Raw genomic sequence first — 21,625 nt, 5'->3', positions numbered from 1 at the left:
TTTTAACCTTCACTTTCCCGCATCCGGCAGCTGCACCGTTTCAAACCAGTAATGAAGCAGATTCTGCAGTGCCGATGTATAGTAGTCCAGGTTAACTGGTTTGATAATGTATCCACTCGCACCTTCCTGATAACAAAAAGCGATCTCCCTGTCACTGGAGGAGGTTGTAATGATCACAACTGGGATGTTCTTTAACTGCGGATCTTTCTTAATCTGCGAAAGAACGGCATGACCATCCAGGCCAAAAAGATGAAGATCGAGTAAGATCAGTGATGGGCGTGCACTTGTTCCAGGTGCCGCAAAGGCATTGCGCTGATAAAGAAAATCTAGCGTCTCCTCACCTTTTGTGCAATGAAAGAGAGGATAGGAAACTGCTAATTTCTTGAAAAGACGCGTTAATGTAAAAAAATCTTCCTCATTATCCTCCACCACAAGAATTGTGTGTGGGGAACGTTGCTGGCTCATACTGCTACTTCTCCTGCCACCGAACCCAAAGTAAAATAGAAGGTTGTTCCCTCCCCTACATTCGATTCCAACCAGATTTTGCCTCCATGGCGCTCCACAATTCTTTTCACGATGGCAAGACCAATCCCGGTGCCACCACCATATTCACTACGCCCATGCAAGCGTTTGAACATCCGAAAAATCGTCTCATGATGCTCAGGCACAATACCGATGCCATTATCGCGTACATAGAGAATCACAGGGGATAGCTCAGGTTTCTCGACTGGGAGGACACCTATCTCTACCCATTTATCTACTTTATCTGTGTATTTCATGGCATTGTTCAAAAGATTATAGAATACCTCCCCACAGGAGACTTGATCGCAAAAGATGCCTGGTAGCAGATGTGGGATGCGCACCTGAATACCACTTTCCCGAAGACGTATTTGTAACATCCCCAGAGTTTGTTGGATCACTTCGTTAAGATCAGTCTTCTCAAGTATCAGATCGGCACGTCCCAGACGTGAGTAATGGAGCAAGGAGTTAATCAGATCATCCATACGTTGAGTCAGACGCATGATGGTCTGGAGCTTTGCTACTCCCTCCTGATCTAAAGCCTCTCCTCCTCCATAGTCCTCAATCAAGAAATGAGCATAGTTATGAATACCACGCAGCGGCTCTTTTAAATCATGCGAGGCGATATCGGTAAAAATATCCAATTGAGCATTGCTCTGCTCAAGCTCCGCATTAATGCGTGCCAGTTCCTGCGTTTTGTGGATCACTACCTGTAGCAGAGTGTGCCGGAACGCTCGAATCACCTCCAATTCACTCTGTTTCCAGGGAAGAGACATTCCTTCCACGGTCTGTTTCCAGGCCTCAAACGAGTGGCGCGGTGAGAGTCGTTCCTGCTGATTGATTACCTCAACTGCTTTGGCTGGATTTCCTGCCCACTCGATGCTCTGAATCACCTCGGGACGAAACCAGAGAATGGCTTGCCGGGGAATTTTGGTGAGGATGAGCGCAACGACTCCACTGGCATTGTGCCGCCAGGGTAGCGCTTCAGGATAGATTCCAGAGAGCGAACTGGTCACGAACACATCACTTTCAGGCTGCTTCAGAAGCCAGTCAAGGATATATTGGACGACGTTTATTGGCGGTGTTTGTCCCAGCGTATACGTTTCTTCGTCAAAACAGATGGCAACGCCTGTCGCCGGCACAAGATCAAGGACGGTAGGGGTATGGGTAATCAGACTGCTACTTAACTCTTCTTCGCCCGAGAGAAGTTCAATCAACCTGCTCTCGACACGTTGCATCTGTGCGATGGCAGTAGCATCTTCTTGCGCTTCAACGGCTGGTAGTTGGAGCGACATGGTGCGCCCGAGAATTTCACAGGCACTGCGAATACCATACGGGACAAAGTGAGGCGTGGTGTGATGACAGGCAATCAGTCCCCACAATTGATTGTTCCGTACAATCGAGATCGACATTGAAGCCTGTACTCCCATGTTTTTGAGGTAGATAAGATGGATCGGCGAAACACTTCGCAAGACTGCATAGCTCATATCGAGCGTCTTTCCCGTGAGAGGATTCACAGAAGGAAGCAGAGGGGCCGCTTGATAGTCTGCATCTGCGATCAGGCGTAACCAGTTGAGGGTGTAAAGATGACGAGCCTGACGAGGAATGTCTGATGCGGGATAATGCAGATGCAAGTAGGGTTCCAGATCATCACGTTTATCCTCGGCAATCACCACACCATGCCCATCCTCTTCAAAGCGATACATCATCACCCGATCAAAACCGGTCAGGCTACGTACCTGCTCTGTGATCATCTGGCTATAGCTGCTGACTGTTGTCGCGTGATGTAGCTGCGTAAAGGCTGCTTGAATGACATGATAGGCCTCGGGTGAAAATTGTTGCTGTGTGGAGGGTACTAACATCGTTGGTGCCACCTCCAGTTCAAGGATGAGCAAGCCATCATGCCGATGCGCAATACCATCAAAGAACCGTTCCTGCCCTTTTATCTGCATTGTAAACAGGTACAAAGGATTGTCATCTAGCAAAGCCCGTGTCAGAGCGTCATTGAAAGACACCATCTGATCCACATCAAGCAAACTATCCAGGGATGTATGGAGTAGCGCGTCAGGAGCGATACCAAGCACGTTCTGCGTTGTCGTGCTCACCTGAATAATCTTAAAATCCGGTTCTTGTAATACTATCAACACTCCATGCGGTTGAATACTCCCAGGAATATGGATCGGCTCTGTATCACATTGGGTAAGATCAACCTCTGAAGCTCTTTGTCCCTCTTGCATATCCATATTTTCCTTTGTTGATGAATATTGTGCCTGAGCTTCATCACACATTCCCTTGTTTAAGATCCAGCAGATCCTCAATGATCTGAGTCTGTTGGATTAGTCGTGCTTCCAATCGCATAAGATGAGCGAGAGATGACTCATCGTCATGCCTTGCCTGATCTCCCTCGAGCCTGGATGGAACATCCTTGTAGCTAGTCTCCAGTGTGCTGCTAACAATAGAGAGAAACTTATCGCGCAGCAATTCAAGGCGTTTACGCACGTTGATGTCCTCAACCACGGTAATAAAATAGAGAGGCGTGCCAGCGATATCACGGACCAGCGAGACCATCAAATTGATCCAGAGCAACGACCCGTCACGGCATACATAGCGCTTTTCCAGCGTGTACGTCTGCCGCTCGTCGGAGAGCAATTGGTCCCGTGAGATAAGATCGGTCTCCAGATCATCTGGATAGGTAATATCCTGGAAGGTTCCGGCAAGCAATTCCTCACGGGAATATCCCACCATATCACAGAGCTTTTGATTCACAACCAACCAGCGTCCATCAAGGGCAATATGCGCAATACCCACCGCAGCCTGTTCAAAGGTAACGCGAAAGCTCTGTTCCTTATCTTTCCTTTCTGTGATGTCAACAGAATAGATCGAGACCCAGGTGGCTGATGGATAGATCTGTGCATGCTGCCAGCGCCCTGTGAGTAATGACATGTATTCACATGGCATCGCGTGACCTGAAGCGACCGCTTCACGCAAGGCGCGGCCTAGTGGGCTTTCAACCAGCATAGGATAGGCGTGCCAGATGACTTTATCAAATAGTTCAGTACGTGTACGATCCAGAATACTGCAAGCCGCATCATTGAGATAACGATAGCGCCATTGTCGATCAAGCACAACGAAGCTATCGGTAATGGTCTCCAGTACAGGAAGAAATGGAGGAACGATGAATGATGGAGCGATAACAGCTGGCTCTTGAGGTTGTGACGCATGATGACGTGCAAAGGCAACAAAATCTTCCTCAGCAATGCGATAACCGGCCCGTCCCAGCGACAGGCCTGGGAGTTTTCCCAGCCGTACCCAACGTCGTACAGTTTCAACCTTCACATTAAGACGGCGAGCAACTTCATCAGTGGTTACATAACCATCCATACTTTGCTTGCCACTCCTATACTTCTGAGAAGAACGCCAGCATGCTCGATATTCAATTTCGAATTGATATGGCTGGCGTGTGTTCACGTACGTTCACGTATGTTCACACACGTTCAGAGTATATCATCTGAACAAGTAACCCACAAGCAAAGTAGTGGAAATGTCAATAATGAGTAGAGAGACCGATTACTTCAACTGCTTCTCGTACAAAATTACTTCAAGATCCTGATACCTATCCCGGCCCACTTCGCGAAAGCCATTTTTCTCGTAGAGCTTTTGAGCCGGGATTTGCAAGATGGAGGTATCCAGGTGCAGCGTGGTATAGCCCAGGACGCGGGCGCGAGCTTCGAGCTCATCAAGCATGATCTGCCCGAAGCCACGCCCCTGATAATCCGGATGGACACGCATACGCTTGATTTCAGCCCGCTCCTCGCTGGAGCGATGCAAGGCTCCCATAGCCACAAAGACGCCATCGCATTCGCCAATCAAAAATTCTCCCTGATTGTTGAGATACGACGCTTCGATCGCATACACATCATCGTCCCAGGGACCACGACCCAGATAGGCTCCTGTCTGCTTAATGGCGTAGACATGCAGATGCTCGACAGCCTCCGTATCGGCAGGAGTATAACGGCGCAGGGTGAACATAACAGAGATCCTCGCATTTTCTGGCGTGTAGCCGGGCAAACAAACACAACGGCAACTTTGATTGTATCCGTTCACAGATACGCTGTCCACCTTGCCAGCAGGAATCTACCTGGATACCGGACTCTTCGCATCGATACTGGTCAAGCGAGCACTCACATCCCAGAGCTTTTTGCCAGTAGCCTCATCGTAGGAAGCTGGCGATGAGCGTATAATCTTCTTGCGGAAGTTCACGTATTTGCCAGTGAGTCCTGCGACGTCCGGCGAGGAGGCCAGATAAATTGAGCTCTGTGCGGCTCGATCGACCGAAAAAAGTTGTGGGAAGAGCACAAAGATAGGCATAATCAGTCGCGCACCGAGAGTCAATGATGAGGCCGTCGCTTTGGCCCCCTCGACAGTACCAAGGGGATCAGCGGCATTGATCGTGACATTTGTACCACGCAGGCGGCGGGCCAGTTCGTAGATAGAGAGTAGATTCGCCAGCTTGGCCTTCCGATAGGCATCCATACTTTGATAATGCTTCTCGGATTGCAGGTCCTCAAAGTCGATGTGACCCGAGCGATGTTGGAGCGAGTTAACATTCACGATGCGTGCCGGTGCACTGGCCTCCAGCAAGGGAAGCAGCAAATTTGTAAGCAAGAAAGGTGAAAGATGATTTGTCGCAAAGGTCGCTTCAAAACCATCAACGGTCAATCGACGGGGCTCACATATGCCACCGACATTATTTACCAACACATCCAGGCGCGGGTAGTGAGCAATCATATACTCTACCAGCCGCCTGATTTCGGCCATCGACGAAAGATCCGCCTGCACAAATGAAATCTTTGGATTGCCGGTCTGCTGTTGTATGGTAGAGACAGCAGTGGTACCACGTGCCACATCTCGGCCAGAGATAATCACAGTAGCACCAAGTGTAGCCAATCCACGCGCCGTAGCATAGCCAATCCCTTTCGTTCCCCCGGTCACTAACACAGTCTTCTCCTGCATATTCCAACTTATACTCATTTTTTACGCTCATCTTTCTTTGCCCGGGCGAGCAAATATGTTATACTGATCGACAGAGTACCTAATACTGAACGCTCTGTTCACTATGTTTAATGGCTTGATAGTAACATAGGCACAAGGCAGGAAGCAAGAAAAATCGCTCATACATAAATTTCCGAACACAAACAGATATTTTGTTCATTAATAGACAAACAGCTGCAAAAGATATGGAAGAGGAGAACACATGATCGAAGATCGACCACTGGATCGTCGTATCCAACGCACGCGCCAGCTGCTTCAGGAAGCGCTTTTTCAGTTGATTATCGAGCGTGGCTACGAAAGCATCACGATCCAGGATATTACCGAGCAGGCCAATCTTGGCCGCACTACTTTTTATCTCCACTATCATGAGAAAGAAGAACTTTTACTGGAAAGTATCAAGGCGCTTCTACGCGACTTGCAATGCGAGGTAGAACCAGATGAGGAAGAGTGCTGTACCTTCCATACATTAAGCGTGCGAATTTTCCAGCATGTGGCACGCCGACAGCAGCTCTATCAGGCAATGCTCAAGGAAGCCGGTCCAACGACCAGTCTGGGAAATGCCATGCGCATCTATTTCATGGAACTGTATCAACGCTTCATGCAGATGGAGAAGCCTATCGAGGGAAAAGCATCGCTGGAGCAAGGAGAGATCCTGACGGCTCATGCTGCGGGATCATTATTCGGCATCCTTTCCTGGTGGCTCGATCATGCCACAGTGCCATCGGCTGAACGCATGGGCACGATCTATTTCCAATTAATGACCCAGGATAGCACCAATATATCCTTCTCATAGAAGCAGATATCAAAAACAGAACCGGCAACCCAATGAAAGAAAATCATGTCGCCCTACGTAGCGTTGTGCCCTCGGGCACAATGTCCCAGTTTCTCGTACGAGACAGTTTGATCTCGGCGAGCCACGCTGCCAGGCCTGATCATACGTCGAGTGGGACATTGTGCCCGAGGGCACAACGCTACATGGGATTTAATGAATTTAGTCTACCAGAGAAACTTCGTCACCATCGAGGGTCTCGATAGCGATTTCGAGCGCTGGTGCCTCACCCGGCTTCGGCTCGGTTTTGCCACGGAACAGCGAGGCAACGGCGCTAATCACACACAGGACCGCGGAGATATAGAACGCCAGATGCAAACCATCCATAAATGGTGAAGAGATCAGGTTCGGGAAAAAGCTCTGTCCCAAAACATTGGCGCGGCTGGCCGCCGACAGTTGAGCCAGCGCGGAGGCCGGTACCAGGGTCTGCATGGGATTATATCCTAGGAACGCGCCAAACAGGGCAGCGATTGGAGGCAAGTGTCCAATCGCAGATGCGATAGGAGCAGCTAATCCAGCCTTCGTCAATCCACTCGTGAGGGTCGTCGGCAAGGTAGCGGCCAGTCCAAGCGTCACGATACTAAAGAAGACACCCATACTCATGACAGAGGCCGCATTGGTGGCCGTCGAGTTCGTGCCGGCAGCGGCGCCACGCTGATTCGCAGGGACACTGTTCATCAGTGCCGTCGAGTTTGGCACCGAGAAGAGTCCTTGAGCGATACCCATCAATGCAAGCAGAACCGCAAAACCAAGATAGTTAAAGTTGGCCGGCAAGAACGTCAGCAGGATAAAGGTAACCGCCTGGAGCACCAGTCCGCTGGTAGACAGCCATTTGGCACCCATTCGATCGGAGAGAAAGCCGCTGATTGGTCCAACGATAATCATCCCAATCATCATCGGCAACATATAGATGCCGGCCCACAATGGAGTGTCGGCAAAGCTATAGCCGTGTAGAGGCAACCAGATTCCCTGGAGCCAGATGATCAACATGAACTGCAAACCACCTCTTGAGAGTCCCGAGAGGAAGTTGCTCAAATTGCCAATCGAAAAGGCTCGGATCTTGAACAACGATAGATTAAGCATCGGATCTTTGACACGCATCTCGATGAAGACAAAGACGACGAGAGCAATGATGCCAAAGACGATGGCACCAATCACGAAAGGATTCCCCCAGCCGGTAGCGGCGCTCCCATATGGCTCGATCCCATAGGTCAGACCAAGCAGCAAGGAGACCAATCCCACGAAGAAAGTGATATTGCCCCACCAGTCAATGCGCTGATTGGGATTAGGAGCGGAAAGGTCGCGCAACTTCATATACGCCCAGATGGTGCCGAAGATGCCAAAGGGGATGCTGACCAGAAAGACGCCTCTCCAGTTGATCGCCGCCAAAACACCACCCAGAATCAAGCCGAGAATCGATCCAACGATCGCTGCCATCTGATTGATACCCATCGCCATACCACGCTGCTCGCGCGGAAAGGCATCGGTAATAATAGCGGAGCTATTCGCGAAAAGGAAGCTTCCACCAATCGCCTGAATGACGCGGAAAGCGATCATCAGAGAGGCCGCAGTATCGCCAGAGCCTGGCGTCAGGAACAACAGGATACTTCCGATCGTGAAGATGGCAAAGCCCAGATTATACATTTTGACGCGTCCGAACATGTCGGAGATACGTCCGAAGGTGACGAGCAAAGTTGCCATCACGACCATATAGCCGAGCAGCATCCACAGCAGATAGTTCGTCTGCCCACTGCTGAGCGGATTGATACCGATACCCTTAAAAATAGCGGGTAGCGCGATAAGGACGATGTTTGAATTGATGGTGGCCATCAAGACACCCAGGGTCGTGTTTGATAACGCGATCCATTTGTAGCGTGGCCCCACCTCTACAACGCTTGTAGATTGTGACATGCGTAATAACTCCAATAGATTCTAAATCACGCGACCGTTTCTGCGTTGTAACGAGTCTTTTTTTGTACAGAATACCATGCGTCCGCCTTCATGCTCCGCCGCCTTCATCGGGAGGCGAAAAGGCCTGGCAGGCTGATTATTTCGTGTGCCTGATAATTCCGTGGAGGAAAATTTGTAAGATAGCCTCTACCGACGTCTCCTGGGCAAAAGACAGACTATCCGTCGTACTATACGAGCGCACCAGACCCAGGAGAGCCCGGCTGATGGTGCTATTGCTCTGCTCCGGATCGATATCTCCCTCGCCCTTCCCCTGCTCGAGAACCACTTCCAGTTCGTTAAACAACGCCTGAGCCCCTCTGCGCATGCTCTCTTGATGAATATCGAGCACTTCAAGCAACTCAGGACTATTCCCTATCGAGTAGAAGAGGTGGACACGCCGACGAAAAAAATCGCTGTCCGCCAGATAGCGAAAGATGGATATAAGCTTCTCAAGCGCACGATTTTGCGCCTGATTGATCTCGTGCATACGCTCGATCACTTTTTGCAGATCTCGCTCAATCACCGCAGCGATCATAAGCTCTTCCTTGCTACGATAGTGCAGATAAATCGTCGCGGTTCCAATCCCCACGCGGGCCGCAATCTCATCCATAGAAGTATCGCGATAGCCCTTCTCAGCAAACACCTGCTCGGCAGCCTGCAAGATCAGTTCCTGACGCTCCAGACGCTGCCTCTCTTTGAGCGAGCGCGGAGCTCCTTCTTCAATCATAATTCAGTGTAACTTTTCCTTTATAGATTCCGAACCGCACTTACGTAGCAAATCATGATTATTTTATGACTGCCTGGTCATAGTATAAGGCATGTTCCTGATCCCTGTCAAGCCTCCACTTTTTATTGGAGGGCACCCATATTTTTGCCATTGAATACATTTCATAGATGACAATATTGCATGATATGCCCCGTGTCGAGCGAAGCGAAGACGTAGCGTCGTGCCCTCGGGCACGATGTCCCACTCGACGTACGATCAGGCAAGCCAGCGTCGCGCGCCGAGATCCTGCTGTCTCATACGAGTCACAGGGACATCGTGCCCGAGGGCACGACGCTACGTTAGGAGGGCATGAGCGCAACAAATACATTTAAATTTGTAGTTTCGCTTTAAGCGATTTATCTTTATAATGTACTGAGAGATACGTACTCGTACATGTTTAGGCATAAAATACGTCTCAATCACAAAAGGTGAACCCTATTATACACATCCTGGTCCTATCTACCTTTTGTCACTTATACGCGTACACATCTCATCTATTCTTTGTAACAGACGTCTGACATTTATACATATTGACGTCTAATCTTCATAAGAGAGATTCTATTGCCTCTCTATGAAAAGGAGATAATAATGCATAAGAAAATTATTACCGCTCTTGGTATTTGCGCCCTTGCTGGTGCATTTTTCTTTGGAGCATCCAGTGCTCATGCAGCGACCGCCCATGTATCCACACCGAACGCCGTACACAGCACCACTGCAAAGAACTTCGGTGGTGGTTGGGGCGGTGGTTGGGGTGGTCACGGCTGGGGTGGTGGCTGGGGTGGCCACGGCTGGGGCGGTCACTGGGGCGGCTTCGGCGGCTTCGGCGGCTTCGGCGGCTTCGGTCTTGGTGGCTTTGGCCTCGGTTTCAATAGCTATCCGGTTGTTGTCCCCGTCCCCGTTGGCGTTGGAGTAGGCATTGGTGGAAGTTACCTCGGTGGTAGCATCCTTGGAGGCGGCCTCGGCGGTAACATCATTGGCGGCGGCCTCGGTGGCTTCGGCCTCGGTGGCCCTTGCTTCTAAGAAAACACGCTTGAAGCAATGATGTAAATCATTGACAACGGCTCGCAAGAAAGAGCAATCAGGTCAGATCTGACTTGATTGCTCTTTCTTTAGCAGCCATCCTACTTCTGAGCGGCCTGATAATATTTGCTGGCAGGGGCATGATCCAGATAGGTTGAGATAAAGCGTGTCGCCGCCACTACCTTCTCCAGATCGACGCCGGTCGAGATCCCCATCCCGTGCAGCATATAGAGCAGATCCTCGGTCGCCAGGTTGCCTGCCGCGCCGGGCGCATAGGGACATCCACCCAGGCCGCCGGCAGAGGAGTCAATACAGTGAATACCCAGTTGCAACGCCATCAGCACATTGGCGAGCGCGGTCCCGCGTGTATCATGAAAGTGGACAGCCAGCTGATCGAGCGAGATAGAGCCATCCTCAAGCACAAGACTCAGCACATCCACGACCTGATTGGGGGTCGCCACACCGATCGTATCGCCCAGGGATAACTCATCAACGCCCAGCGCCAGCAGATCCTGAGCCACTTTGAGCACGCGATGAGGATCAACCTGGCCCTCGTACGGACATCCAAAGACCGTCGAGATGTATCCCCGCACCGGAATAGCTTCCTGCCGCGCCAGAGCCAGCACAGGACGAAAATTGTCCAGACTCTCAGCGATCGTCGCATTGATATTATGGCGTGTGAAGCTCTCACTGGCCGCCGTAAAGACGGCGATCGAGCGCACACCAGCCTTCAGGGCTCGCTCCATCCCCTTGAGATTGGGAACCAGCACCGGATACGCGATAGCAGGGAAGCATGTCATTCCAGCCATCACAACCTCGGCATCACTCAACTGAGGAATCGCCCGTGGACTCACAAAGGATGTCGCCTCAATCACCGGCAATCCAGCCTCAGAAAGCAGGCGTAGAAACTCGATCTTCTGTGTGCTCGGCACCTGGACATGCTCATTCTGCAACCCATCGCGCGGACCAACCTCGACGATGCGCACAAAACGCGGGATACGACTTACATCTGGCACCATAGCATTACCTCATCTTCTGGCAAAAAACGATCAAAATCTCATCCCCCAGTATACTACTTCCACAGAGCCACTTGACATTATCCTACACACACCCTATTATAGACACATTGAGTCTATAATAGAAAGGCCAGCATGATGAAATATTCACAAGCAACCAACTATGCACTCCACACTATGATGTATTTTGTGGCACTTCCGCTTGGAAAAACCATCGGCGTCCAACAGCTGGCAGAGTTTCAAGAACTTTCTCCGACCTATCTCTCCAAGATTTTGACCAAGCTCGTGAAGGCAGGCATGATCGAGTCCAGTCCCGGCATCCACGGAGGATACAGGTTGACGAGAAATAAAGCAGATCTTTCTTTTCTCGACGTCATTCACGCCATTGAAGGGACAGCTTCGCTCTTTCACTGCGGTGTTGGACCCCATCGTGAAGGGTGCTTGATTCAAGAAGTGATGATGAATGCAGAACAACAGATGGAAGACACACTTAAAGAGAGCAAGCTGCTTGACCTTGTCGAAAAGAATGAGGGTTTGCTCAGCATGTTGGACCGCCTGACACTGTAAAGGCAGCCAGGGACCCGATCTACTACGTTTTTTTACCCTAATTATAGATATTAAGAGTCTATAAAGTCTGTTATTAAGAAAGAGAGGACATCTCATGATACTTGACTGTGCAATTATTGGTGGTGGACCTGCCGGTTTAAATGCAGCTCTTGTTCTGGGCCGAGCTCGAAGAAAGACCTTGATGTTTGACGATAATCGACCCAGAAATGCGGTAACGCAGGAGACTCATGGATTTCTGACACGCGACGGAGTGACACCCAACGAGTTCAGAAACATCGCTCATCAGGAGATCAGCAAGTATCCCTCCGTAGAAATCCAGCGCACCCGGATTACGGTGGTGAGTAAGCACGAGAACTGGTTTGACCTCACTACAGACAACGGCACGCTATTTCAAGCCAGAACCATCATTCTGGCCACTGGCCTCAAAGAGACGCTTCCCGCCATTGACGGCATTCACGATCATTACGGGAAAAGCCTCTTCAGCTGTCCCTACTGCGATGGCTGGGAACTGAAGGATCTGCCTCTAGTCGTTATCGCAGAAGAAGCACAACATGCCTTCCACATGGCAAAAACCGTCTGGAACTGGAGTCGAGACCTGTTAGTATGCACCAACGGTCGTGCCGGCCTGATGCCAGAACAAAAAGAGGCACTTCAGAAGAAAGGGATACAGATTGTTGAGGATCGCATTGAGGCTCTTGTAGGAAGGATGGGCATGCTGGAAAAGGTCGTGTTTGCGACGCATGAAGCAAGCGCTCGTCAAGGTGGCTTTGTCGTGCCACAGTGGCACCAGGCATCTGCTTTCGGTACACAACTGGGATGTGACACCAATGCAACAGATGGGATTATAACTGATCTTTTCGGAAGAACCTCCGTCAAAGGTGTCTACGCGGCCGGTGAGGTGATGATGCCCTCTCAACTAATCATATCAGCTGCACAGGGAAGCATGGCCGCCGCAGGAGTTAATACAGATTTAATCCAAAGCGAATTTTAATAAGCCTCCAGCCCGGTAGAAGGGAGCGCTTCCCTTCTACCTGCACACACATACATTTCTATGCCCAAATTAAGGATGATACACAAAACTGACACCAGGGCCTGCATGATAGGTAGTGGTATAAGTGAGAATACCAGGACCAACGATGTTCCAACTTGAGACATTCATTGATCCATCGGCACCAATACTTTCTACTATACCAACATGACCTGTTCCGTAGCCGGCATTCTGTACGCCCGGCTGCAAGACAATGATCGAATGGAGCGTCGGGGTTGCGGTATTAATCCATCCATACGCAGGAGCTTGATAGGCGTAGGTAGCGGCATTTCCGGCCCAGGGGACCTCATAGCCAGTCAACTGCCAGTAGCGATAGTCGGCCCAATAGGTACACTGTCCTGGCGTGGCACGAATAACCAGATTGGCAGCCGAGACCTTACCACCCGCTGATGCCGTATTGGCACTACCACCGGAAGCCAGATCCAGAGTACTTTGCCCATTGCCTAACGAATAATCTCGATTGACGCCTGCATACGTCACATCGCCGCCGGCATCGTAGCCATCGGTCATGACGGCCGTCGCAGTCGCAGCTTGAGCGGCAATCAGAGCCGTCTGATTGGAATGCGTCGTAACTGACATTAACTGGGGCTGAAACATACCGAATAAGCCGTTGGCCTTGCCATTGCCCGTCGGCAACACGGCCGCCAGGGCCGTGCCCACGACAACCAGTAAGACTACTGCCGCTCCAATATTGATCACCATACGACGTGGCTTGGGAGGACGCATCGTCCCTCTACTCTTCTTGCCTGTCGAGGGGACAAACACAGGCATGCGTTGGGCATCCTGAACTGGCGGAGTGGAAGGCACTGCGGGCAGCGGCTGCTCAGCAGTCATCACAGAAGTTGGCGTCTCATACACAGCTGGAGCGCTTGTGTCAGCAAGCGAACCTGTTGTCATCGAGTTTGCTGGATATTCCTGGGTAGAAGATAAAGATATACTTTCATGCGAATCAGCGTTCGATATCGGATGAAGTCCTTTCTTAGAAAACATCTATGCAACCTTCTCTACAAAATAAAAAACACAGAACGAAGAACAAAATAGATAGTTTTACATGTTACTACCCCACTGTAATCAATTTCCTGCCATTAAGCAATCATATGATGAGCAATAGGACTATCACCCTAATACAAACAGGACTTTTTGTAGTTTAATTACGACAAACACCGCTGAAAAATGTTTCGCTCGTATCGCTTCGAGCATCTAAGGGCCAGGATACGCATACAATTACCTGGTGTTTTTTACACCCCCAATAGACTATTTACATATATATCGCATCGAAATATGCTGTCTCGGCGATTAAATATATCTTATATAAAGATATTCTCAATACGCTATCTATTCAATAGATACATCTTATCTCTAGTATTTTAGCTAGAAAGCAGTATACTATCATCAGCCAGGAAAAATGAGCGTTGCTGCTACCGAGTAACCCGAGTATCGCTTCTCCGCAGATACTCTCAAAAAGGGGACATCTAATGGAAAGACAGTATATCTCTCCTCAAATGCTACATACATTTACGAGGATCATTTCTATGCTTCTTTTTTTACTGCTGATTGGTAAGATGTTCTTTTATGTGTTCCCACCATCCGTTAAAAGGGTACATGCTGCCGCCTTCAACGGTATCGTATGGCCACAGGGGCAGGCATTTCCACACTTCTGCTGCATCACGGGACCACTTGATCAGATCGGCATCGAATACCTGACCAATGATCAAAAAATCTTATTCGTGACGCTGGAGGGATTAATCAATCGCGTACAGCCGCGCATCTATATCAAGGAGGCGGTCAGAGAAGATTATAATTTGTGGCCGCAACAAATGCATCTCACATTAGTGCCCGTACTCAATCCTTATAGCATGATCATCAAATATCGCGGCCAGATAGCCGGCTCGATTGTCTATGATCCCCTGATGCCCGATACCATGAACCTTGCCACCACCATTGGGGGACTCAGAAATGCGCTCGTCGCGTCGCCCACGGAAGCAAAAAAACTCCTGGCGCCCCCATACAACCTTCCCATCCTGACCGACTTGCGACAAAAAAGATTCGCGTCCGCCAACGCAGTTTATCAATACGCCTACAACACCTACTGGCCACAATGTGAGCACCGCTTAATTGCGGGCTTGAACACAAAGACCTTCGGGACGTTGCGCGACTACGCCATTGCGACCCGAAGCATGGTTGTCTGGCTTGATCCCCGAGATCAGACCCAAAAGACCATCCTGGACGCCTTCTTCAGAAATATGGGAGCTGGCAGCGCATATATGGGATGGTGGGCCAATGAACGATCTGGAGTCCAGGAAGCATCGCGTTACGGCATCGGCACCTACGCCTCAGATCTCTCAAGCAACCTGACGGTGATGGGCGTCACGCAACCAATCATCAGTGCCAGAAATCCCCAACCAGCGCAGCCCATCCTCGCCGACAAAACCTACATCACCCTATTCTTAAGTGATGGCGACAACATCCAGCTCAACCAGCATCTTATCGCCACCAAATGGGCGGATCCCAATCGAGGCAAAGTGCCCATCGGCTGGACCTTAAGTCCTGCCCTTGTCGATCTGGCGCCAGCGATCCTCAACTACTACAAGAGCACCGCCACGCCCGCCGATGAGCTAGTCTCCGGCCCATCAGGCATGGGATATGCCTATCCCGACCTGATGCCCGCACCGGCCCTGAGCATCTACACAACACAGACAAAAAAATACCTGCATCTGGCCAACTTCGACATCATCACTGTCTGGGGATCATCGGCCTACATGCCCATCGCCGTAGGAGAAGCGTATCAGAGTCCCTCGGACTATCCACTGCGAGGCATCACCACGCAGCAAATGGCGGACACTGACCTCTCAGGATCACGGCTCTATGCCCATTCCCTCACATCGCTCTCACTCAACGCCGCATACGCCAACAGCAAAAAAGACCTGGAGGCCGCCATCGTCAACGCAGCCGGCAGCTATCCCCCCCAGAGTGGGCCACATTTCATCACCATCCAGGGAAACATCAACAACGCCGACATTAACCCCACCACCCTGTACACCATTCAACAGCTCTTCAGAAGCAACCCTAATATCGTCTTCGTGGGACCCGAAGAGCTCTTTATGCTAGTACGAGCCTATCAACTCTCGCATTGACCACAATGGAGTGCCGAAGCACGACCAACGGGCCACATACTACTCTGAACGGGACCATCAACAACATGGTCCCGCTCAGCTTCTATAAATACAGCTTAGCGGCTATATTGATCGCGCAGAGAACGTAAAGAATAGCGCTTATCGCCAATCATCACAAACACGCCGCGACCATCCTTGATCTCAGCGATCTGACGATGAAGCTCTTCGTTTTCAGAGCGCAACGTATCCATCGTCTGCTTCTGACGAAAGATCTCCTGAGCCAGCTGATCAAATGAATCCATGTCAAGCATCCTTTCTAGAAAAAAGCCTTCGCATTTCAGAACGCAATAGCCAGCATGAAATAACAATCTGGTACCTGTGATCCATCAAGCCATCTCCTCCTCGTGCACAGGACAACAGAGAGGGCAAATGCCATGCCTTCGCGCCCTATTATAACAGTCAAGATCCTCCCAGCACCAAAGACTTCTCTTATTTTAAACAATCTCCAGAGGAGAATATGCATATTGCCCCCAAATAGGCTATTTTCGCATGATACTATTCAATCTTGTCATTTATTTGTATAAAATAAGGAGAGCATTGTAAGACTTGTTTATGCAGACTCATGCTCTCATCGAATTCATGTACACCGTCAGTACAGAAATGAATGCATTCATCAAGCAAGTTTTGCTTATTTTGAGAGGAGAGCCTACTATGGCGTGGGAAATCGATCCCTATCACAGCCTGGTTGAATTTTCGGTCAAGCATCTCGCCATCTCGACAGTCAAAGGACGCTTTCACGACGTCCACGGGACCCTGATGCTCGACCCTCAGCATCCTGAGTACAGTTCAGTCAAGGCCCAGATCCAGACCGCCAGCATCGATACGGGGATGCCCCAGCGCGATGCCCATCTACGCTCCGCCGATTTCTTTGATGCCAACCGGTATCCGGCCATCACATTTGCCAGCACGCAGGTCAGACTCATCGCCCCAAACCGCTGCATCGTCGAAGGAGAACTCACACTCCATGGCATCACCAGACCTATCGCGATGCAGGCCATCTACACCGGACAGGGGCCTGATCCCGTTACTGAAGCCTGGCGTGTCGGCTTATACGCCACCACCACCTTTGATCGTCGGCAGTTCGGTATGATGTTTAAACAGGATAGGAAAGGAGTTGCGCTCGTTAGTTTTGAAACATTGATCACTATAAGTATAGAAGCCGTACAGGTGTAGATTATTTGTGAGCAGCCTCCCACGATAAGAAACGTCTCAATATGATAAGATTTAGATTCATACTGTCATTATTGTGTATTTAATATGAAGGAAACATCTATGTTTGAGAGACGGATCGAGGAGGCTAGCCTCAACAGCTGGCCCGCGCTCCAGCAGCTTCTTTTCGACGGCTGGATCATCCGCTTTGCCCAGGGATACACCAAACGAGCCAACTCGGTAACCCCACTCTATACATCATCGTTAACCAACGAGGAAAAGATCTCCTACTGCGAACACTTTTACCAGGAGAAACGCCTCCCAACCACCTTTCGCCTCCCTTCGTTCGCCACCGAAAGCGCACAACTGGACCAGATCCTGGAACAGAAGGGCTACCGCTCAATTGATAACACCCTTGTCATGTATACCGAACTGCACGCCTACCCAACCCTGGACAATCCCGCCTTCCGTGCACTCCCCATGGAAACCTGGTTCTCCATCTACCGTCAATTTAACACCCACTATAGTGAGCTCCAGGACCTGCATCGCAACCTGCTGGAACGGATCGCGCCTCCATTGATCTACGCCGCCCTCTACCTGGAAGAAAGCCCCATCGCCTGCGCCCTCGGCGTACTGGAGCACGATGCCATGGGGATTTTTGATGTCGTCACAGATCCAGAGCAGAGACGCCAGGGCTATGGCACCCAACTCGTCAACGGCATGCTCGCCTGGGGGCAGCAACGCCACGCCCGGCACGCCTACCTTCAGGTCCTGGACACAAATCCCATTGCCAAACAGATGTATACAAAAATTGGCTTCCAACCATGCTACCGCTACTGGTACCGCCAAAAGTAGCGTCGCACGCTCGCGTGCAATGTCCCTGTAGCTCGTACGAGACAGCAGCATCTCGGCGCTTCACGCTGGCTCGCCTGATCGTACGTCGAGTGGGACATCAAAAAGCATAGACTTTCCATGTTATGATAAACTTGCTCGACAGTCATAGAAACCAGATAATTTGGCTATAAGAATAGACTACGCCCGCTAAGGTACAACTAATCATGCAAGAATCAGAAGATATAATGTTACGCGAGGATGAGAGACGCTGTATACGCATGCTGGCGGCGTGTCGACGCTTTGCGGTCAATGCCGGAGGAGCGGCCGGCAATTATGCTACCTTTGCGCAAAATGAAGAAGTGCTTTTGCGCTCATTCAAGCGCGTTGTCGATGCACATGCCAGCACAGATGGACGCTATGATGCTCTCCTGGCACAACGCAGCCAAAAGGCGGGCCTGACACCTGCCGATCTACGCATCCTGCATGAACATCTCGCGCGGCTCGAACAATCTGACGACGACGACGATTTCTAGCTCCTCCGACAAGCAAGCGATGATGCCTGCGACAAACCCAATTACATATTTTGCTGAATAGCACCCTGTAGCTGCGTTATATCTGTAGTAGACAGAGTCTGCATCGCTGAACCATTTTTATACAGAATGAATGTCGGCACTGATGTAATTTGCAGGCGTGCAATCACATCTGGAATAGCCTCAAAATTGACTTGCAGATACGTTACAGGCATTCCCTGATTAGCGATGTTTTCATATTGCGGAATAACTGCCTGACAGGCATCACACGTCGGAATATAGACCAGAACGACAACTAGCCCTGGTCTTTGCACTTGTTGCTCCAATTCCGATTCGTTAAAGACCTGGATGATGTCTGCGGTCGATGCCCTACGCATGCGCGAGCTACCTGAGGCATGACTGATGGGATTTGCCAATCCTACTAACGAGAAGATGCTCAAAAATATGCATGCACTTTTGCATGCCAAAAGCGCTATGGACTTGTTCATTTCTATCTCCTGTTGTTCTTTCTTCCAAAGAATATACACAGACATCCATGCTATCTGCATATAACCTACTATCTCATGATAAGATCTCATATCTATAAATCAGATCTCATATACATTTTAAGCCTTCAAACAAATCAGGATATATATGCTCATAATACATCATAGCTATAACGGAGATTCAGATACTCATTAGACTGGAATTTCGCTCATCTCCATAGATAGTAAGTACTAGCTTTGGCATTTTGGGGGTAACTCTTGTGTTATACTTAATTCTTGTATATGATACTATTAGGGAGGCTATTTCTAGCTCGTTATCTAAACGCGCGTATCAGGCTCAGCGGGTACTTACTTTTTGTATGGTACAAATTTGTGAGAAGTGTACATTTTCTGTCACAAGTATTTGGAGATTGATACCTTAGTGCGTACATAGATAGTTATTGTTGTAAGCATATTTAGTTTTGAGGCTGTGATTGTGACTGAGAGAAAAACCTACTATTTAGATTTGCAGACGTTGTTAAAATTGTTACGCAACAAATCAGGTACTCTCTCTTGCAAAATCAAGATGAATGGTCATTGGGGAAATGGGCTTATCTCATTACAGAGGGGTCACATTGGACAAAGTGTCATCGAATGGTCCAATGGACGGTTAGAGGGGAAGGACGCCTTTGAGCGTCTTTCGACCGTAGAAGAGTGGCAGGTTAGTTTTGAGGAAGGAATCTCAAATACCAATATGTCTCCAGCGACATACTCCTCATCGGGAGTACGTCCATTGCCACCGACCCCACAATCTTTTTCGCCGGCCGGGCCGATGCGGATGTCACCGAGCTCGCCAATTATTCCACGCGTCAGAAATCCATTAAACCCATTTATGCTCGCCCATTATACTCCTGAGCAACGCACCATCCTGCGTACCGTCTATGAGTTGATCGACGGAAGGAGATCCATCGATCAGATCAAAGCACAAATCAATGTGGCGGCAGAAACCATCGACGTCGCGCTGGCGACCCTCCAGCATCTAGGCACCATCATCTGGTAATACACTTTGCAATGAAGACGGTATCTCATATCTTATCCTCGTATCCCAGCAAAGAGCACGGACATACCATAGTGTTCACGTTCGTGCTCTTTGTTTTTTGCCTGCCTGCTTACGCAGTAGAAAAGCATCCACATTTCTAATTCAGTTCTTTTTATGATATCGTAGAGAAGGCAACGATTTCTATTGTATCGCTAGTATGCCCCCTCCTGGAGGTTATCATGGAGAAGAATGTTTCTTCCCAGGCTGACACGATGATCCCAACCGGAACCAGCAAAACACGTCGTTATCCTCGTTATGTTTTCACAATCTTTTTCATCATCAGTTTCTTAAACTATTTGGATCGTAACATCTTCATCGGAGCCTCAAACGCGATCTCGAAGGACCTGCACCTCTCGTTAGCGCAACTTGGCTATATCGCCTCAGCCTTTCTCATCATGTACACGCTCACCACCATCCCGCTTGGACTCTGGGCCGATCGTGCCTCACGTAAGAACGTCGTCGCGCTCAGCGTCACCGTCTGGAGCCTCACGACGGCCCTGACAGCCTTCGCTGGCAATTTTATCTTTGCCTTCTTTTCGCGCATGCTCCTTGGAGTCGGCGAGGCCGGTTATTTTCCTGCTGGCACAGCGCTACTCAGCGATTTCTTTCCCAGGAAGCGGCGTGCACGCATCATGAGCTATTGGAATGTGGCCCAATATGTCGGAGTTTTTATCGGCTACGCCGTAGGAGGTCTACTGGCGGGGATAGGACTCTGGCGCGAAGGATTTCTCTTTGCAGCCATCCCGGGACTCCTGGTCGCCTTTCTGTGCTGGCGCATTCGTGAGCCTCAGCGCAATCAAGCCGATGAGGAAGAGGTGGCACACATTGCCAACGACCTTGAGCCAATCGGGACCGAGATCCCCCTCCCACACATAGCCGAGAGCAAGCCAAACCAGAAATCGCAGACCTTCATCCAGCAGAGCAAACAGCTACTCAGCATCAAAACGCTCGTCGTACTGATCATCGTCCAGATCTTTGCTTATTTTGTGCTTGGAGTCAATGTCACCTATCTCCCCATCTACCTCCAGCAAGTCGACACCTTTCATCTCAGCCAGCAAATCACAGGAGTTTATTCGGGAGGAATTATCATTCTGGCAGGCGTGACCGGCAACATTCTGGGAGGAATCTTCTCCGATCTGCTGCAACGCCGCTACGCCGGTGCACGCGTCCTGGTCTGTGGCATCAGCTTTCTGATCTGTGCCCCACTCGTCATCTTGACACTCGAAACACGTAACTTCATCATCTTCTCAATCCTCCTCTTCCTCACAGTTAGCTTGCTCGCCGTCTACAACGGACCCAGCACCGCCGCCACTCAGGATATCGTCCCATCCTGGCTGCGCTCGTCATCGATCGCCATCTCATTATTCTTCGCACACCTGCTCGGAGATGCCTTCGCCCCCACCATTATCGGAGTCATGGCCACCAACTTTGACCCCACACACGGACAACATTTCGCCCAAAATATAGCAGGCAACGAACTTGGCCTGGCCATTATGATCACCTGTACACCCGCCCTCGCCATCGCCGGACTCGTCGGCATACTGGGCTCCCGCTGGATGAAATCCGACGTCGAAGCCGCCATCCAGGCCGAACAATAGCATCTTATGAG

General features: G+C 50.0%; 21 protein-coding genes. 10 read left to right on the top strand and 11 right to left on the bottom strand.

What is annotated here, in order from left to right; all coding sequences use genetic code 11:
* Positions 1-9 precede the first annotated feature (9 nt).
* From AC27N8_RS34835 to AC27N8_RS34815, 5 genes are all read right to left on the bottom strand, one after another.
* Positions 10-465, bottom strand: coding sequence for a response regulator (locus tag AC27N8_RS34835; protein WP_487074254.1), 456 nt, complete (start codon positions 463-465; stop codon positions 10-12).
* Positions 462-2,756, bottom strand: coding sequence for an ATP-binding protein (locus AC27N8_RS34830; protein WP_487074252.1), 2,295 nt, complete (start codon positions 2,754-2,756; stop codon positions 462-464). Before AC27N8_RS34830 ends, AC27N8_RS34835 begins: the two co-directional genes overlap by 4 nt.
* 43 nt (positions 2,757-2,799) lie before the next feature.
* A complete protein-coding gene (locus tag AC27N8_RS34825; RefSeq protein ID WP_487074250.1) occupies positions 2,800-3,900 on the bottom strand; it encodes a helix-turn-helix domain-containing protein in 1,101 nt (366 codons plus the stop codon).
* Between the two features lie 186 nt (positions 3,901-4,086).
* Entirely contained in the window at positions 4,087-4,548 is a 462-nt protein-coding gene (locus AC27N8_RS34820) for a GNAT family N-acetyltransferase (RefSeq protein WP_487074248.1), read from the bottom strand.
* 105 nt (positions 4,549-4,653) lie between these two features.
* Positions 4,654-5,550, bottom strand: a complete 897-nt coding sequence (locus AC27N8_RS34815; protein WP_487074246.1) for an SDR family oxidoreductase — start codon at positions 5,548-5,550, stop codon at positions 4,654-4,656.
* Between the two features lie 223 nt (positions 5,551-5,773).
* Between AC27N8_RS34815 and AC27N8_RS34810 the strand changes: the two genes are divergently transcribed.
* Complete coding sequence (locus AC27N8_RS34810; RefSeq protein ID WP_487074244.1) at positions 5,774-6,364, top strand: TetR/AcrR family transcriptional regulator; 591 nt, start codon at positions 5,774-5,776, stop codon at positions 6,362-6,364.
* Positions 6,365-6,562: 198 nt separating this feature from the next.
* On the opposite strand, the gene AC27N8_RS34805 is transcribed toward AC27N8_RS34810, so the two are convergent.
* Complete coding sequence (locus AC27N8_RS34805; RefSeq protein ID WP_487074242.1) at positions 6,563-8,311, bottom strand: MFS transporter; 1,749 nt, start codon at positions 8,309-8,311, stop codon at positions 6,563-6,565.
* 136 nt (positions 8,312-8,447) lie between these two features.
* Complete coding sequence (locus AC27N8_RS34800; RefSeq protein WP_487074240.1) at positions 8,448-9,077, bottom strand: TetR/AcrR family transcriptional regulator; 630 nt, start codon at positions 9,075-9,077, stop codon at positions 8,448-8,450.
* A 627-nt stretch (positions 9,078-9,704) separates the two neighbouring features.
* Here AC27N8_RS34800 and AC27N8_RS34795 point away from each other — a divergent pair.
* Positions 9,705-10,136: a hypothetical protein gene (locus tag AC27N8_RS34795; protein ID WP_487074238.1), complete on the top strand. Its 432-nt coding sequence runs from the start codon at positions 9,705-9,707 to the stop codon at positions 10,134-10,136.
* A gap of 101 nt (positions 10,137-10,237) precedes the next feature.
* On the opposite strand, the gene AC27N8_RS34790 is transcribed toward AC27N8_RS34795, so the two are convergent.
* On the bottom strand, positions 10,238-11,155 hold the full coding sequence (locus AC27N8_RS34790) for a hydroxymethylglutaryl-CoA lyase (protein ID WP_487074236.1): 918 nt from the start codon (positions 11,153-11,155) through the stop codon (positions 10,238-10,240).
* A gap of 135 nt (positions 11,156-11,290) precedes the next feature.
* On the opposite strand from AC27N8_RS34790, the gene AC27N8_RS34785 reads away from it, so the two are divergent.
* Positions 11,291-11,719 carry an Rrf2 family transcriptional regulator gene (locus AC27N8_RS34785; RefSeq protein ID WP_487074816.1) on the top strand — a complete coding sequence of 143 codons (429 nt, stop codon included), beginning with the start codon at positions 11,291-11,293 and terminating at the stop codon, positions 11,717-11,719.
* A gap of 94 nt (positions 11,720-11,813) precedes the next feature.
* The gene (locus tag AC27N8_RS34780; RefSeq protein ID WP_487074234.1) at positions 11,814-12,710 is read left to right on the top strand and encodes an NAD(P)/FAD-dependent oxidoreductase; all 897 of its coding nucleotides are present in this window, start codon (positions 11,814-11,816) and stop codon (positions 12,708-12,710) included.
* Between the two features lie 69 nt (positions 12,711-12,779).
* Here AC27N8_RS34780 and AC27N8_RS34775 read toward each other — a convergent pair whose 3' ends face one another.
* Complete coding sequence (locus AC27N8_RS34775; RefSeq protein WP_487074232.1) at positions 12,780-13,757, bottom strand: CHAP domain-containing protein; 978 nt, start codon at positions 13,755-13,757, stop codon at positions 12,780-12,782.
* A gap of 542 nt (positions 13,758-14,299) precedes the next feature.
* Between AC27N8_RS34775 and AC27N8_RS34770 the strand changes: the two genes are divergently transcribed.
* The gene (locus AC27N8_RS34770) at positions 14,300-15,901 is read left to right on the top strand and encodes a GxGYxYP domain-containing protein (RefSeq protein WP_487074230.1); all 1,602 of its coding nucleotides are present in this window, start codon (positions 14,300-14,302) and stop codon (positions 15,899-15,901) included.
* Between the two features lie 95 nt (positions 15,902-15,996).
* On the opposite strand, the gene AC27N8_RS34765 is transcribed toward AC27N8_RS34770, so the two are convergent.
* On the bottom strand, positions 15,997-16,182 hold the full coding sequence (locus AC27N8_RS34765; protein ID WP_487074228.1) for a hypothetical protein: 186 nt from the start codon (positions 16,180-16,182) through the stop codon (positions 15,997-15,999).
* A 409-nt stretch (positions 16,183-16,591) separates the two neighbouring features.
* Here AC27N8_RS34765 and AC27N8_RS34760 point away from each other — a divergent pair, with 409 nt between their 5' ends.
* From AC27N8_RS34760 to AC27N8_RS34750, 3 genes are all read left to right on the top strand, one after another.
* The gene (locus tag AC27N8_RS34760; protein WP_487074226.1) at positions 16,592-17,113 is read left to right on the top strand and encodes a YceI family protein; all 522 of its coding nucleotides are present in this window, start codon (positions 16,592-16,594) and stop codon (positions 17,111-17,113) included.
* A 99-nt stretch (positions 17,114-17,212) separates the two neighbouring features.
* Complete coding sequence (locus AC27N8_RS34755) at positions 17,213-17,944, top strand: GNAT family N-acetyltransferase (protein ID WP_487074224.1); 732 nt, start codon at positions 17,213-17,215, stop codon at positions 17,942-17,944.
* A 203-nt stretch (positions 17,945-18,147) separates the two neighbouring features.
* Entirely contained in the window at positions 18,148-18,456 is a 309-nt protein-coding gene (locus tag AC27N8_RS34750; protein WP_487074222.1) for a hypothetical protein, read from the top strand.
* A 41-nt stretch (positions 18,457-18,497) separates the two neighbouring features.
* On the opposite strand, the gene AC27N8_RS34745 is transcribed toward AC27N8_RS34750, so the two are convergent.
* Complete coding sequence (locus AC27N8_RS34745) at positions 18,498-18,830, bottom strand: thioredoxin family protein (RefSeq protein ID WP_487074220.1); 333 nt, start codon at positions 18,828-18,830, stop codon at positions 18,498-18,500.
* Between the two features lie 583 nt (positions 18,831-19,413).
* On the opposite strand from AC27N8_RS34745, the gene AC27N8_RS34740 reads away from it, so the two are divergent.
* Positions 19,414-19,977, top strand: a complete 564-nt coding sequence (locus AC27N8_RS34740) for a hypothetical protein (protein WP_487074218.1) — start codon at positions 19,414-19,416, stop codon at positions 19,975-19,977.
* Between the two features lie 218 nt (positions 19,978-20,195).
* A complete protein-coding gene (locus AC27N8_RS34735; protein WP_487074216.1) occupies positions 20,196-21,614 on the top strand; it encodes a spinster family MFS transporter in 1,419 nt (472 codons plus the stop codon).
* The last annotated feature ends 11 nt before the right edge of the window (positions 21,615-21,625 follow it).

Source organism: Dictyobacter sp. Z7_2, from assembly GCF_057551105.1.
This window is presented reverse-complemented; position numbering and strand designations above follow the sequence as displayed.